Origin of the sequence: Myxococcus sp. AM010 (assembly GCF_013372585.1) — a bacterium.
In the GTDB taxonomy this organism is placed as follows: Bacteria; Myxococcota; Myxococcia; order Myxococcales; family Myxococcaceae; genus Myxococcus; species Myxococcus vastator.
In genome coordinates this window covers 104,282-116,499 of the sequence record NZ_JABXEO010000009.1, presented here as the reverse complement: position 1 = coordinate 116,499, position 12,218 = coordinate 104,282, and the positions used below count along the sequence as shown (strand labels likewise).

Annotated in this window: 13 protein-coding genes and 1 pseudogene; 8 read left to right on the top strand and 6 right to left on the bottom strand. The window is 68.1% G+C overall.

Annotated features, from left to right (window positions below):
* Positions 1 to 18: 18 nt before the first annotated feature.
* Both HV826_RS07640 and HV826_RS07635 read left to right on the top strand, forming a co-directional pair.
* On the top strand, positions 19 to 1,143 hold the full coding sequence (locus tag HV826_RS07640; protein WP_255217086.1) for an epoxide hydrolase family protein: 1,125 nt from the start codon (positions 19 to 21) through the stop codon (positions 1,141 to 1,143).
* Between the two features lie 11 nt (positions 1,144 to 1,154).
* Positions 1,155 to 1,865: a YafY family protein gene (locus tag HV826_RS07635; RefSeq protein ID WP_176416336.1), complete on the top strand. Its 711-nt coding sequence runs from the start codon at positions 1,155 to 1,157 to the stop codon at positions 1,863 to 1,865.
* Between the two features lie 269 nt (positions 1,866 to 2,134).
* On the opposite strand, the gene HV826_RS07630 is transcribed toward HV826_RS07635, so the two are convergent.
* Complete coding sequence (locus HV826_RS07630; RefSeq protein ID WP_255217085.1) at positions 2,135 to 2,422, bottom strand: hypothetical protein; 288 nt, start codon at positions 2,420 to 2,422, stop codon at positions 2,135 to 2,137.
* Positions 2,423 to 3,096: 674 nt separating this feature from the next.
* Between HV826_RS07630 and HV826_RS07625 the strand changes: the two genes are divergently transcribed.
* On the top strand, positions 3,097 to 4,581 hold the full coding sequence (locus tag HV826_RS07625) for an ELWxxDGT repeat protein (protein ID WP_176416335.1): 1,485 nt from the start codon (positions 3,097 to 3,099) through the stop codon (positions 4,579 to 4,581).
* Between the two features lie 264 nt (positions 4,582 to 4,845).
* Positions 4,846 to 5,004, top strand: coding sequence for a hypothetical protein (locus HV826_RS07620; RefSeq protein WP_255217084.1), 159 nt, complete (start codon positions 4,846 to 4,848; stop codon positions 5,002 to 5,004).
* A 9-nt stretch (positions 5,005 to 5,013) separates the two neighbouring features.
* Here the strand turns inward: HV826_RS07620 and HV826_RS37025 are convergent, their stop codons facing one another.
* Entirely contained in the window at positions 5,014 to 5,304 is a 291-nt protein-coding gene (locus HV826_RS37025) for a PEP/pyruvate-binding domain-containing protein (RefSeq protein WP_303623575.1), read from the bottom strand.
* 189 nt (positions 5,305 to 5,493) lie between these two features.
* Between HV826_RS37025 and HV826_RS07610 the strand changes: the two genes are divergently transcribed.
* Positions 5,494 to 6,873, top strand: a complete 1,380-nt coding sequence (locus HV826_RS07610) for a hypothetical protein (protein WP_176416333.1) — start codon at positions 5,494 to 5,496, stop codon at positions 6,871 to 6,873.
* Positions 6,874 to 6,949: 76 nt separating this feature from the next.
* Here the strand turns inward: HV826_RS07610 and HV826_RS07605 are convergent, their stop codons facing one another.
* From HV826_RS07605 to HV826_RS07590, 4 genes and pseudogenes are all read right to left on the bottom strand, one after another.
* Positions 6,950 to 8,203, bottom strand: coding sequence for a serine hydrolase domain-containing protein (locus tag HV826_RS07605; RefSeq protein WP_176416332.1), 1,254 nt, complete (start codon positions 8,201 to 8,203; stop codon positions 6,950 to 6,952).
* 46 nt (positions 8,204 to 8,249) lie between these two features.
* The gene (locus tag HV826_RS07600; RefSeq protein ID WP_176416331.1) at positions 8,250 to 8,609 is read right to left on the bottom strand and encodes a DUF1048 domain-containing protein; all 360 of its coding nucleotides are present in this window, start codon (positions 8,607 to 8,609) and stop codon (positions 8,250 to 8,252) included.
* 1 nt (position 8,610) lies between these two features.
* Positions 8,611 to 8,940 carry a PadR family transcriptional regulator gene (locus tag HV826_RS07595; protein WP_176416330.1) on the bottom strand — a complete coding sequence of 110 codons (330 nt, stop codon included), beginning with the start codon at positions 8,938 to 8,940 and terminating at the stop codon, positions 8,611 to 8,613.
* Between the two features lie 410 nt (positions 8,941 to 9,350).
* Positions 9,351 to 9,690: pseudogene (locus tag HV826_RS07590) on the bottom strand (DUF6444 domain-containing protein); the annotation flags it as partial.
* Positions 9,691 to 10,321: 631 nt separating this feature from the next.
* Here HV826_RS07590 and HV826_RS07585 point away from each other — a divergent pair.
* Genes HV826_RS07585 through HV826_RS07575 form a run of 3 tightly spaced genes read left to right on the top strand, consistent with a single transcriptional unit; the run spans position 10,322 to position 12,214 of the window.
* On the top strand, positions 10,322 to 10,882 hold the full coding sequence (locus tag HV826_RS07585) for an RNA polymerase sigma factor (protein ID WP_255217094.1): 561 nt from the start codon (positions 10,322 to 10,324) through the stop codon (positions 10,880 to 10,882).
* On the top strand, positions 10,879 to 11,616 hold the full coding sequence (locus HV826_RS07580) for a hypothetical protein (RefSeq protein ID WP_368670864.1): 738 nt from the start codon (positions 10,879 to 10,881) through the stop codon (positions 11,614 to 11,616). Before HV826_RS07585 ends, HV826_RS07580 begins: the two co-directional genes overlap by 4 nt.
* Before the next feature lie 34 nt (positions 11,617 to 11,650).
* A complete protein-coding gene (locus HV826_RS07575) occupies positions 11,651 to 12,214 on the top strand; it encodes a hypothetical protein (RefSeq protein ID WP_176416328.1) in 564 nt (187 codons plus the stop codon).
* The last annotated feature ends 4 nt before the right edge of the window (positions 12,215 to 12,218 follow it).

The following is a 12,218-nucleotide window of genomic DNA, read 5'->3' as shown; positions in this document are numbered from 1 at the left end:
CACAAACCAAGGAGCCGCATGATGAGCCCGTTCACCATTGCCATTTCCGATTCCGAGCTCGCCGACCTTCGGGCGCGGCTGAAGGCAACTCACTTCCCCGCAGCGGTCGAAGGCGTCGGCTGGGACGATGGCACCGATGCTGAGCTGCTCAGGCAGTTGGTCACCCACTGGGCGGAGCGGTTCGACTGGCGCACCGCCGAGCAGCGCCTCAACGCGGTTCCGCAATTCATCGAGGAGATCGATGGCGAGCGGGTTCATTTCGTTCATGCGCCGGGTCAGGGCGAAACCCGCATTCCCATCGTCCTTGCCAATGGCTGGCCATCGAACTTCGTCGAGTTCCTGCCGCTCATTCCGCTGCTCACCGCCGAGCGAAACGGGGTGTCGTTCGACGTCATCATTCCCTCGCTGCAGGGCTTCGGCTTCTCCGGCCGGCCGACGAAGAAGGGCATGAACATGAGTCGCATGGGTCATCTCTGGGCCGAGCTGATGACCCGGCTGGGCTACGAGAAGTTCCTCGTTGCGTGCTCGGACCTGGGCTCCGGGGTCTGCTTCAGCCTGGTCCGCAACCATCCCGGCCGGCTCATGGGTGCGCACTACCTCAACGTCTTTTCGGGGTACCCGCGGCCGGAGGCGCCGACGCCCGAAGAAGCGGACTACTTCCGGCGCGTCGACCTGTGGACCCTCACGCAGGGCGCCTACATCATGCTTCACGGAACCAAGCCGCAGACGCTCGCCGTCGGCCTCAACGACTCACCCGCGGGCCTGGCGTCGTGGCTCATCGAGAAGTTTCACAGCATGAGCCGGCTGCGGGACGGCCGCCTCGAGTCGGTCTATTCGCTCGATGACCTCTGCACCCTGCTCTCGGTCTACTGGTTCACCCAGACGATTGGTTCATCGGTTCGGCTGTACAAAGAGGCCTTCGCCGACCAGGAGCTGCTGGCGCCGATGCCCCGCCACGACGTGAAGCATGGCGTGCTGGTGCCCTCCGACGTCGACAATCCCGCGCCGCGCGCCTGGGGCGAACGGCACTTGCAGAACCTTGTCCACTGGACCGAGGCCCGGCAGGCCGGGCACTTCCCAGCACTCGAGGCTCCGGGGCACTACGCGGCCGATATCCGGGCTTTCTATCGCACCATCAGGTGAGCCGCGCGCGCATGGACAAGACCGAACGCCTCTTTGCGGTCATGGACGCACTTCGCCGGCACCGCCGCCCCGTCACCGCGGCGGCGCTGGCCGAGGAACAGGGTGTTTCCGTGCGCACGCTCTATCGCGACGTGCGGACGCTCATCGGTCTTGGCGCGCCCATCATTGGCGAGGCGGGCGTGGGCTATATGCTGAAGCCGGGCTTCTTCCTGCCGCCGCTGATGTTCACGGCCGAGGAACTTGAGGCGCTGGTGCTCGGCTCCCGCTGGGTCGAGGCCCAGCCGGATGCCGGCCTTGCCGGGGCGGCGCGCAATGCGCTGGGTAAGATCGCCACCGCCTCGCCCGACGATCTGCGCGACCGAATGAAGGACACCGGGCTCTGGCCCATCCTGATGCGCGGCGGGTCTGCGTCCGTCCCGGTGCTCGGCCTCGTGCGCCGGGCCATTCGCGAAGAGAAGGCGCTCCTCATCGTGTATGCCGACGGGAAGGGCCAGCCGAGCCAGCGCGACATTTGGCCGGTGCAGCTCGCGTTTCACGAGGGCAAACAGTGCGTTGCCGCCTGGTGCTGCTTGCGCCAGGCCTTCCGCCATTTCCGCGTCGACCGCATCACCGCAGCCTCGGCGACCGAGGCCCGCTACGGCCGCCAGCGGTCCGTGCTGGCGCGGGAATGGCGGGAAGAATGGGAACGCCTGTATCCCGACTGGGCGCAGCCACCTTCTTGATTCGCGGTTCCTTGCGCGCCACCCCTGTGCATACCCAAAATTCGGTCACTGCGTCATGCGTGCGTCAAAGCCGCGTCATGACGTGAGCGATGCGCATGACGAGCCGCTGGGTCCTCTCTTCCATTTGATAGAGGTCGGAACTACGCCCGGCTCAGACGCCTCAACACCTCTCTGCCTGCGTGTGGACACTCCCCTCCTGTCCTGAGAGCGCAGGTAGGCTGGTGCAGCACGCTCAGGTCTACGCGGGTGTAGTTGGAAGGTCCGAGACGCTACGCAGCGCGGCGCTTGTACCGGTGGTGGAGCCCGAAGACTTCCCGTAGCTCTATCACCTTGGCCCCGTGCTCCGGGCCCTGCACCTCACGCGGCTCGGGCGCATCTTTCCCAAGCGACAGGTGCGTCCGGCTCGCGTTGTAGTAGCGCTGATGCTCGCGCAGCAGGCACCGAGCGTCGTGCGCTTCGTTCAGGACGACGGCATGGGCCAGCAGCTCCCTGTAGAGCTTGTCCCTATCTCGGCGGAAATACCTCGGAGCACTGGCCCAGGGGAAAGCTTCTCGCAACTGCTGCTTCGTCCATTCTTCCGTCGGGTGCGCTGTCACATTGAGGTGGAGGATTCGCCTGTCCCAGTGACTCCCAACCCCGCGGACTCCGCCAGATGCAAGCGCAAGAAGCTCCGCCATGTCGATGTAACGAGCGCCCGTTGTCTGGCCTACCTCCATCCCCAACTTCAGCAACTCCCCATGAATGCGCGGGGCGCCCCATGTCGGGGTGGCTTCGGCCATGCGCCGAATCAATGCCCTCATTTCCAGGGTTCGCACCCTGTCACACGCCGACTGGCGCCAAAGCCGCACACGCGCCCCCATCTCCGACCCCTCCGGCATTCGCATGCATTGAGGCCCCAGCATTCTTCGGGCCCCATCCGCGGGACTGTGCATGCACTGACGCGCTCGCCGACGCACGCTGCTCGCCGGTCCAGAATATCCGGTAGCCACAGCGTTAGCCCCCCCCCGCCCGGAGTGCGCCATAGGAGGACACGTGTCCCGGAGTTGGCGGGACCAGAATGGACGGCCCCTCATGAGTCGTTTGAAGGGCGGATGGACGCGTGGGCTGGCCGCGTGCTGGGTGTCGTGTACTCGTCCCAGGGTGACGACCCTGGGGGGGATGGCGCTTCCACGAGGAGCTCACAGACTTCCGCGCGGCGCGTGGACCCGCTCCAGGCGCCAAGGAGAAAGACATGAGGCACCCGTGGGCGCTCCTGCTGACCTGGTCTGGCGTCTGGCTTTCACCGGCTCTTGCTTCGTCGACAGAGGAGGTGGCCGGCGCGGCGACGTGGCAGAAGCCCTGTCGGCCCGCGAAGCCCGCCTTCCTCCTCCGGGACATCCAGCCCGGGCCGGAGAACTCCCGGCTGACGCTCCAGACGGAGACGGGGGGCACGTTCCTGTTCATGGCCTTCAACGACACGTTCGGCTACGAGCCCTGGGTGAGCAATGGGACTCCAGCGGGAACGCGGCTCCTGAAGGACATCAACCCCACCGGTAGCGCCTTCGTCGACACCGACGCCGACTTCGGAGCCGTCGTGGTGGGAGGGGACTTCTTCTTCCCCGTCACGGATGGTGTCTCTGGCATCGAGCTGTGGACGAGCGATGGAACGGAGGCGGGCACCCGCCTCGTCAAGGACATCCGGCCTGGACCGGCCAGCTCCCTGCCTTCCTTCTTCCTCAACCTGGGCAGTGGGAGACTCCTGCTCCGGGCCGACGACGGCATCCACGGCTGGGAGCCCTGGACGAGCAACGGCACGGCCAGGGACACCCGGTTGCTCCTGGACATCAACCCCGGCCCCGCCACCTCCAACGCGCCCCTGCTCCCGGTGCGCATCGGCGAGCGGGCCTGGTTCCTCGCGGATGATGGGACTCACGGAGCGGAGCCGTGGCTCACGGACGGCACGCCGGGAGGAACCCAGTTCATCAAGGACATCCACCCGGGTCCGGTCGGCTCGAACGCCTTCGGCTTCACTCCGCTGGGTGGGCGCGTCGTCTTCCTCGCGGAGGATGGTTCCCATGGCGAGGAGCCCTGGATTTCGGACGGGACGCCGGAGGGCACCCATCTCCTCAAGGACATCGCGCCGGGCGTCAGGAGTTCGTTTCCCAGGAGCTTCGTCGCCATCGGAAACCAGCTCATCTTCTACGCGGATGACAACGTCCACGGCCTGGAACCGTGGGTGACGGACGGCACCGAGGCGGGCACCCGGCTGGTGCGCGACATCCTCCCAGGCTCGGAGAGCGGCCAGTTCGGCGACATTGTCAGCATCGGCCGCACGGCGTACTTCGGCGCCATTGACGGCGTGCATGGCGCGGAGCTGTGGCGCAGCGACGGCACGGAGGCGGGCACCCGACTGGTGCGCGACATGAACCCGGGGGCGGCGAGCGGCTTTCCCTTCTTCGCAGAGCTCTTCGTGACAAACGAGCGGCTCCTGTTCGCCGCGGACGACGGGGCCACGGGCCTCGAGCTGTGGCGGAGCGATGGCGAGCGAGCGGGCACCTTCCGGGTGCAGGACATCCGCCCAGGCCCGGATGCCGCGATGCCGCGGGGCTTCATCGAGAGCGGGGGCCGCATCCTCTTCATCGCGAACGACGGCATTCATGGAGACGAACCGTGGATCCTCCCGCGCTCCGCGATCTCCAGCCGCAACGGCCCGCGCGACTCCTGCCTCGAGCCCTGACTTCTAGGTAAGCGGGTGTCCGAGCAAGGCTTGCGTCCGGGCAGCCCCTCGCCCCGGGCGCGCCGTTGGAACGCGAAGTGCGCACCAACGGCGCCTGCCCGGGCTCAAGGATTGGCGTCAACGATACGCGGACAGGGTGGTCACGGCCGAGGAGGCGGTTCGCGCCATCCTTTCAGGGAGGCACATCCTCCCTCGACGTGCTTCGCATCCATCACCTCGTGCCCGTGAACGTGCCCCTGCTGGAGGCCCAGGCCGAGCCGGCTGGTGACAAGCGTTATCACCGGGCGCGGGAAGACGCTGCTTGGCCCGGACAAGCTGGTGACGTCCTCCCTCATGGGCAGCCGCGAGCTCTACGCGTGGGCGCACGAGAATCCCGCCATCGAGATGCGCCCGAGCGACGACACCAACGACCCACTGAGGTGATCGCCTGCGTCAGCCAGTCGCTGGAGGCCGTGTCGTGGCGGGGGCGACCCGGAGCGGGGCTTCCACTTCCTCGCCAAGCCCGAAGGCGCCCTCGATGACGAGGTGGTCCCAGTTCCCGGTCGATGCCGTGAACATCACCCCCGAGCGCACCGAGTCCACCATCTCCTGCACCACCACGGCGTGGGTGAGCGCCTCGGACATGCCCTGGCTCCGGCGGTACGCCACCACGCGCTGGCCGCAGGCCGAGCTCCAGCACTCGCGCACCCGGTCCAACAGTGGGCGCCCACGGGCGCGCACCATTCGCGGGGAGCCTGGAGCCCGGAGCAAGGCCGTGTTGTTCGCCAATCCGCAGGGGCCTCTCCAACCGGACAAGGGTTGCGAGGAGGCTGCATTCCTAATGTGTGGGCACGCCTTCGCCATATCCGCGAGGCGAGAGAGACAGGATGCACCATGGAGCGCGGTCGGTGGTGGACGAGGATGGGGTTGGGCATGGCGATGGTCGCGCTGGTCGGTTGCGGTGAGCCTCTCGCGGTCGGTCCGGTAACGGGGGCCGGGGAGATGGTGGAGGAGGCGCCGGACGCGAACCCCTCTCAGCCCTGGGACTCACCCCGCGGCGAGACACGCCTGGTGCTGCAATCCCATGGCTTCGATGACGAGCGCGCGACGGCGGTCGCCGTCGACAGCCAGCGGAACATCATCGTCCTCGCGACCTTCCGTCACGTGGCCGACTTCGGAACGGGCCTGCTGACGGCTCCGAGCCCCGAGGCCTTCAACCTGGCCCTGGTGAAGTACCGCTGGGACGGCCAGCCGCTCTGGGTGAAGGTCTTCGGAACGGCTCCCGGGTTCACCGGAGACGCGTATGCCCAGTCGCTGGCGGTCGACCGCAACGGGGACATCGTGGTCGCGGGGCGGAACCTGGGCCCGATCGACTTCGGTCAAGGGCTCGTCCCCGAGGGGGGCTTCATGGTCCGGTTCTCCCCGGACGGAGAGCCCCTCTGGTCGAGGCACCTCGAAGTGGACCTCAACCTCTTCGACAGTGGGATGGTCATCGACCATGCCGGCAACATCGCCCTCGCGGGGAGCTTCGAGGGGGTCCTGGACTTCGGGACCGGCCCCATCTCCTCGGCGAACTGGAGCGACGGGACGGCCACCAGCGCCTTTCTCGCGAAGTTCGACTCGCTGGGCAGGACGCGCTGGGTCTACGTGGATCCCGTCCCGAGCGATGGCTTCGGGCTGGCCGTGGAGGAGGACGGCGACCTGCTCCTCAGTGGCTGGGAGGCCGTGGGACACCGCCAGTTCGGAAAGCCGATGGTCCTCAAGTTCAACCCGCCGGGGCGGCAGATGTGGGCGCGGCGCCCGGAGACCCTGGGCTTCTTCAGGAAGGTCGCGGTCCAGGGCGGCACCCTCACCGCGACCGGCACGTTCGCCAGCGCGTTCCAGTTCGCGGGCCGGGAGCTCAGGCCCTGTGGAAGGGGCATGCTGCTCGCCGCGTTCGCGAACACGGATGGGCACGAGCTCTGGGGGGAGAGCTTCGACGCGGAAGCCAGGGGCCTCGGCATGGATGCCAATGGTGTGTTCGTGACGGGTGCGTACAGCTCTGGCGCCGACCTGGGGCTGGGACCGCTCGCGGGAGCCCCCGGCTCGCCGCCGTACAACGTCTTCGTCGCCCGCTACCACCGCCTCACGGGCAGGCCGCAGTGGACCCACGGGTTCGTGGCGACGGGCATCGCAGAGGTGGCGGACCTGGCCACGTCCCGGTTCGGCGCCAGCGTCATCGTCGGGTCGTTCCGGGATGGCACGGTGGACTTCGGCACCGGGGCGCTCGTGCCCGACAGCCGCGACATGTTCCTCTTCAGCCTGACGCCGTGAGGTTCGGTCGCTGCGTCAAAACGCGCGCACGGGAAGGTCCTCGAGGACCAGGCGCGCGAGCGGGGCGAGCACCGCCTCAACGGCAAGCCCCGAGGCAGGCCGCGACCGCCGCGGCCAGGTTCGACGCTCGCGGTTCGCCGATCCGAAATGACCAGAGGTTCATGACGTAACCGAAGCCGACACCGGTATCGGGGTCGGCGAAGCCGACCGACCCGCCGGAGCCGGGGTGGCCGAACGACCCGGGCCCGACAAGGGGCATCGGCGGGCAGGCTCGCCAGAACCCGAGCGACATGTAGAAGGAGCGGTCGGCCGGAACGTCCAGTCCTGGCGGCAGCCCGTTCATCTTCGTCTTGTCGGTGTGGACGACGGTCATCTTCTCGACCGTCGCCGGATTGAGCAGCCGCACGCCGTCGACGTTGCTCACCGTGGCCGCGTACATCCGCGCCAGCGAGCGCGCATCCGAGAACATGTTCCCGAAGGGGAACTCAGCAGCGCGGAAGGCACGCGTGTTCATGTAGCCGCTGGCATGGTCGAAGGCGCCGCCGAGCTGGCCGGCGCGGGCTTGCACGGAGTCCGGGCCCCACACCGCGTTCATCCAGGCGATGACCGTGTCCCTCTCCAGGCCGGTGGTCTCGATCATCCCGGCGGTCATCTCCTCCAACGTGAACGGAGCGGCGTACTCGATCCGCGCCACCCGCCCCTCTTGCTCCTCGGACAGCCCAATCCAGGCGCTCAGCCCGAGCGGGGCAGCGACCTCATCCGCGAAGAAGGTGCCGAGCGACTTGCCGGTGATCCGCCGCACGACCTCCCCGACCAGGAACCCGAAGGTCATGCTGTGATAGACATGCTCCGTGCCCGGCTGCCACTCCGGCTTCTGCGCCTCCAGTGCCCGGATGACCTGATGCCAGGCGCAGGCGTCCTCGAAGGTCAGCGGACCGTCGACGACCGGCAGACCGGCCTGGTGTGAGAGCAGCCACCGCACCGGGATCTGCGCCTTGCCGGCAGCGCCGAACTCCGGCCAGTACTTGACCACCGGGGCGTCCAGGTCGAGCTCGCCGCGCTGTGCCAGCAGATGGGCGCAGATCGCGGTAGCGCCTTTGGTCGTGGATGCGACCAACGCGATGGTGTCCTTGTTCCACGGACGGTTCGCCTCGCGCTCGGCGAGGCCGCCCCACAGGTCGACGACGGGACGGCCGTCCACGTAGACGCAGCACGCCGCGCCGACCTCGCCGGGGGAGCCTTCGAAGTTCGCTCGGAAGACATCGGCCACTTTCCCCCAGCCATCCTCGACGTGTCCCTGCACTACGGCTCCGCGTGTCGCGTCCAACATGTTTCACTTCCTTTTCTAGAAGGACTGAAACGCATTGAGGGAGTCCTCAAACTTCCCTGGCTGCTTCTTCGGCGGCGCGCTCGAGAGCGTTGGTCAGCCGTTCGCGCTCCCGGAGGATCCACTGTCCCTTCGGGTAGTTCCGGACGAACGTCTCGATGAACTCCACGGGGTCTTCACCGACAATCTGGCGGATCGGGGTCCGGTTCGCCGCGCTCTGTTCAAACAGGTCGACGAGGTCCGCGTAAATCGCAGTCCCGTCGCCCCCCGTTCCGAAGTACATCAGGTACCGCTCCAGCGCTTCGACCGCCATGCGATAGCTCGCGGGAAGCTGTTTCGTGCGCGCCTTGTACTGCCGCCATTGCCCCTTCTCGCCGATCACCTTTGAGATGAATTTTGAGATGAACATGTCATTTGCCTCCTTCACGGAGCTGTTGGAGCCGTTCAGCGAGGAAGCTCCAGGTCCTCCAGAACTCTTCGAGGTATTCCCGCCCCTGCGCGTTGAGCGAGTACACCTTGCGCGGTGGCCCCTTCTCGGACGGGACTTTCTCCACGCCGACCAGGCCGCGCTGCTCGATCCTGACGAGCAGCGCATAGACAGTGCCCTCGGCGATTTCGGAGAAGCCCATCTCCCGCAGCCGCGCCGTGATCTCGTAGCCGTACTCCGGCTGCACGGACAGGAGCGCCAAAACGAGGCCCTCCAGCGTGCCCTTGAGCATCTCCGTCATCTGCTTGCCCACGAAACGCTCCCGGAACTACTCAGCAACACTGACTACCAGTACATAGTAACACGGAGTAGCTGCCGCGCAAGTCCACCTGGCAGGCGTGGCGCCGTACGCATCGAGGAGGCCGACGCCGCGCATCACGCTGGTGTCAGTGGACATGACACCTGTTGTGCCGTAGCCGTTCAGGCGTGGTGTTGAGGCCGTCGTCGCGGTGTGCCACCCGTGGCGGATGCACACGCCCCCTGCGACGCTGGAAGCGAAGATTGAAAGGCGGGTCCGCGAACACCGGGTGGCGCAGCAACTCCTGGTGAAGGCGGCGGTGGAGCGCGCATTCTCAGCGCTGACGTCCTCGTCAGACGTGGCGACGCAGCGGCGAAGGACGGGAGTCCAGCGGGCTTCCTCAAGAAACGCCACGCACTGGTAGCGCCGCCCCCGCGTGAGAGGGAAGCCCAGTAATTCTCACGCTCCGACGGGAAGAGGTGCTTGAACGCGCTCACCCTCTCCTCGGCGACAAGCGCATGTCAGGCCTTTGTGTCCCCGCTGCGCACCACGCGTCTTCCCACTCCCGCGCTGCTTGCGCCGCTCAGCCTTCTGCCCTGGCGTACCGCTCGACGGTGGCCGGTTCGAGTTGCCCGCGTTGCGCCGCAACTGCCCCCGCAGCTCCTGCACCAGCCGAGTCAGCGCCTCGACCTGACGCTCGAGCTCCGCGATGGGCGCATCCTTGGGGTCGACCTCCGCCACGACAGGCTGTACCCCATGCCCCACGCCGCGTCAGCGAGCGACAAACCTCCCGCCGACTGATGGCCTGCTCCTTCTTCAACCGCTCATCCCCCTGGTGCTGCAGGCAGGCTCGCGAGAAAAACGAGCGCACGGGTGAGGAGAAAAAAGCGAGGGCTCCGTTCAGGGGGCAGGTGCGCATCCGGGCCCGTCGTGTCGACGGCCAAGCCCCACCTCCGAGGCATCCTGCCGTGTCATCGCTTTACGACGTCGCCCGACTCACGGCCACTGCGCTGCGCCTCCGCAGCGGCGCGGCCCTGGCGCGGTACCCGTTCCCCGGCTCCGGGGCAGAGCTGCCCACGGGGAAGGAGGACGGCAAGGACGACATCCCCTACCTGGGGCGGCAGGCGGACCCGGTGCGGATTCCCCACGCCGGCAATCACGTGGATGTGTGGACCGCCGACGGCAAGGTGGTTCTCTACGCGCACCTCCAGCCGGGCACGGTCCACGTACCTCACCGAGGTGAGCTCCACGCGCGTGTACGGAAACCACGTCGCGATGTCCGTGCGCGATACCCAAGGCAAGCTGCGGCGCATCGCCTGGGGCGCCGCCCTGCCTTGGCCACCGTCACACTTGCCGCGGGAGGAACCTCTCGATGACCATGAGCTTTCCCCGGAGGATGGTTCACGTGGAGCCGAGACAGAGGCCGACCCGGGCCGCGAGCGCTCCGCTCGATGACGAGCTGGAGAAACTCCGAAGGGATTTGACCCATGCCATCTCACGGGTGTGCCCTCCCCGCCTGGCCGAGCGGCGTGATGACCTGGTGCAGACGGCGATGATGCGCGTCATGGAGTTGCAGCGGCGCGAACCCGAGCGCGCCAGGCTCGCCCCCGCATACCTGTATCGCGTCGCCTACACGGCGCTGGTGGACGAGCTGCGCGGGGTGCAGCGGCGCCGGGAGGTCTCGCTGGAGGAGGTGGAGGCGCTGCCCGAGTCGCCGGTGGCGTCGGGAGACCCGGAGCGCTCCGCGGGCTCCTCGCAGATTGCCCGCGCGGTGCGCGACTGTCTGAAGCGGCTGGCGCAGGACCGGAGGCTGGCGGTGACACTATACCTGCAGGGCCACACCGCCCCGGAGGCCGCGGAGCTGCTGGGATGGGATGGGAAGCGTACCGAGAACCTCGTCTACCGCGGACTGAGCGGCCTGCGCGCCTGCCTCTCCGCGAAGGGATTCGAGCCGTGAGCGAGCACCGACGCGATGACGCAGCACAGTCCGAGAAAGCCTCCGTCGAGCGCCTGCGCGCGGTGGTGAGGAGCGAGGACACCCTGGAGGATGAGGACTCGCCCGTGGACTCGGACCGCATCTGGCGCGCGGTGAGCGGAGCGCTTCCTGCCGAGGAGCGGCGGGCCGTGGTGGAGCGCGTGGCGGCCGACCCGGCCTGGGCCGCGGCATGGCGGCTGGCGCACGAGCTGAACCGCGCGTCCCAGCGGTCCTCATCGGACGGGCGGGCCGGCGGCCAGGGCGCCCGGGCCCGGAGCGACGGCGGGGGGACGCGCGGCGAGCGCGGATTCCGCTTCGCGTGGAGCCGGCCCCTGTGGGGCGCGGTGGCCACCGCGGCGCTGGTGCTCGTGGTGGTGGGAGTCTCGCTTCCGGAGAACCCCGACGCGCCGAGCCTGCGGGGCAGGGACGCCGCGGGGCTCGTCTCGTGCCTGCCGGAGGACGCGCCGCTGCGAAGGCAGGACTGCGTCCTTCGTTGGAGCGGTGGCACCGAAGACACGCGCTGGTCGGTGCGGCTGTCCACGGAGGACTTGCGCCTGGTCCACCGGGCGGACTCCTTGGAACAGAGCGAGTACCGCGTGCCCGAGTCGGTGCTCGCGCCGCTGAAGGCGGGCACGAAGTTGCTGTGGCAGGTGGAAGCGAGGTTGCCGGACGGACAGGTGCTCAGGAGCACCACGTTCGTCAACCGGTTGGAGTGAAGCGGTGGTGCGAAGTCACAAGGGGGACACCTTCATGAAGACGGAGAATGCGATGACGATGGGACGGTGGATTCGCGGGGGACTGCTGGCGTTGGCGCTGACGTGTGGCCTGCCCACGCAGGCGTGGGGACAGGCACCGACGCCGTCGACGTTCACGATTGCGCGGAGCCCCTCCATCTCCGGGGAGGGGGGCGACACGGTGGCGATCTCCGTGGTGGAGAACGCCGTGCGCACCGGGGCGACGCAGGCCGTGGTGCTCCAAGTCATCGACGCGACCACGGGCAGCGTGCTGGCGCAGACCCAGGGGACCGTGGGGCCGGACGCGCCCCTGCGGCTCATCTACCGGCCATCGGTGGGGGGGCCCGTGTTCGCGCGTGCGTTCGCGCCCAAGAGCGGGCCGCAGCTCTCCATGGCCATCATCACCGTGGAGCGCTGGAATCCACGCTCCCCGACGGCGTGGAGCCACCTCCAGAGCTGTCACTGGGAGCTGGTCCCCATCATGCCCGAGCCCGACCGTCCTGATGACGGCCCCACCACCCTGGTCCGCGTCTGTGTTCCGGACGAGCCGCCCACGCTCCAGGTCCGCGCGGCGCCCTGAAGGA

Excerpts from the sequence above, each read along its gene's own strand:
- HV826_RS07640 (WP_255217086.1), top strand. The coding sequence starts at position 19 with ATGATGAGCCCGTTCACCATTGCCATTTCCGATTCCGAGCTCGCCGAC.
- HV826_RS07635 (WP_176416336.1), top strand. The coding sequence starts at position 1,155 with ATGGACAAGACCGAACGCCTCTTTGCGGTCATGGACGCACTTCGCCGG.
- HV826_RS07625 (WP_176416335.1), top strand. The coding sequence starts at position 3,097 with ATGAGGCACCCGTGGGCGCTCCTGCTGACCTGGTCTGGCGTCTGGCTT.
- HV826_RS37025 (WP_303623575.1), bottom strand. The coding sequence starts at position 5,304 with ATGGTGCGCGCCCGTGGGCGCCCACTGTTGGACCGGGTGCGCGAGTGC.
- HV826_RS07610 (WP_176416333.1), top strand. The coding sequence starts at position 5,494 with ATGGCGATGGTCGCGCTGGTCGGTTGCGGTGAGCCTCTCGCGGTCGGT.
- HV826_RS07605 (WP_176416332.1), bottom strand. The coding sequence starts at position 8,203 with ATGTTGGACGCGACACGCGGAGCCGTAGTGCAGGGACACGTCGAGGAT.
- HV826_RS07600 (WP_176416331.1), bottom strand. The coding sequence starts at position 8,609 with ATGTTCATCTCAAAATTCATCTCAAAGGTGATCGGCGAGAAGGGGCAA.
- HV826_RS07585 (WP_255217094.1), top strand. The coding sequence starts at position 10,322 with ATGGTTCACGTGGAGCCGAGACAGAGGCCGACCCGGGCCGCGAGCGCT.
- HV826_RS07575 (WP_176416328.1), top strand. The coding sequence starts at position 11,651 with ATGAAGACGGAGAATGCGATGACGATGGGACGGTGGATTCGCGGGGGA.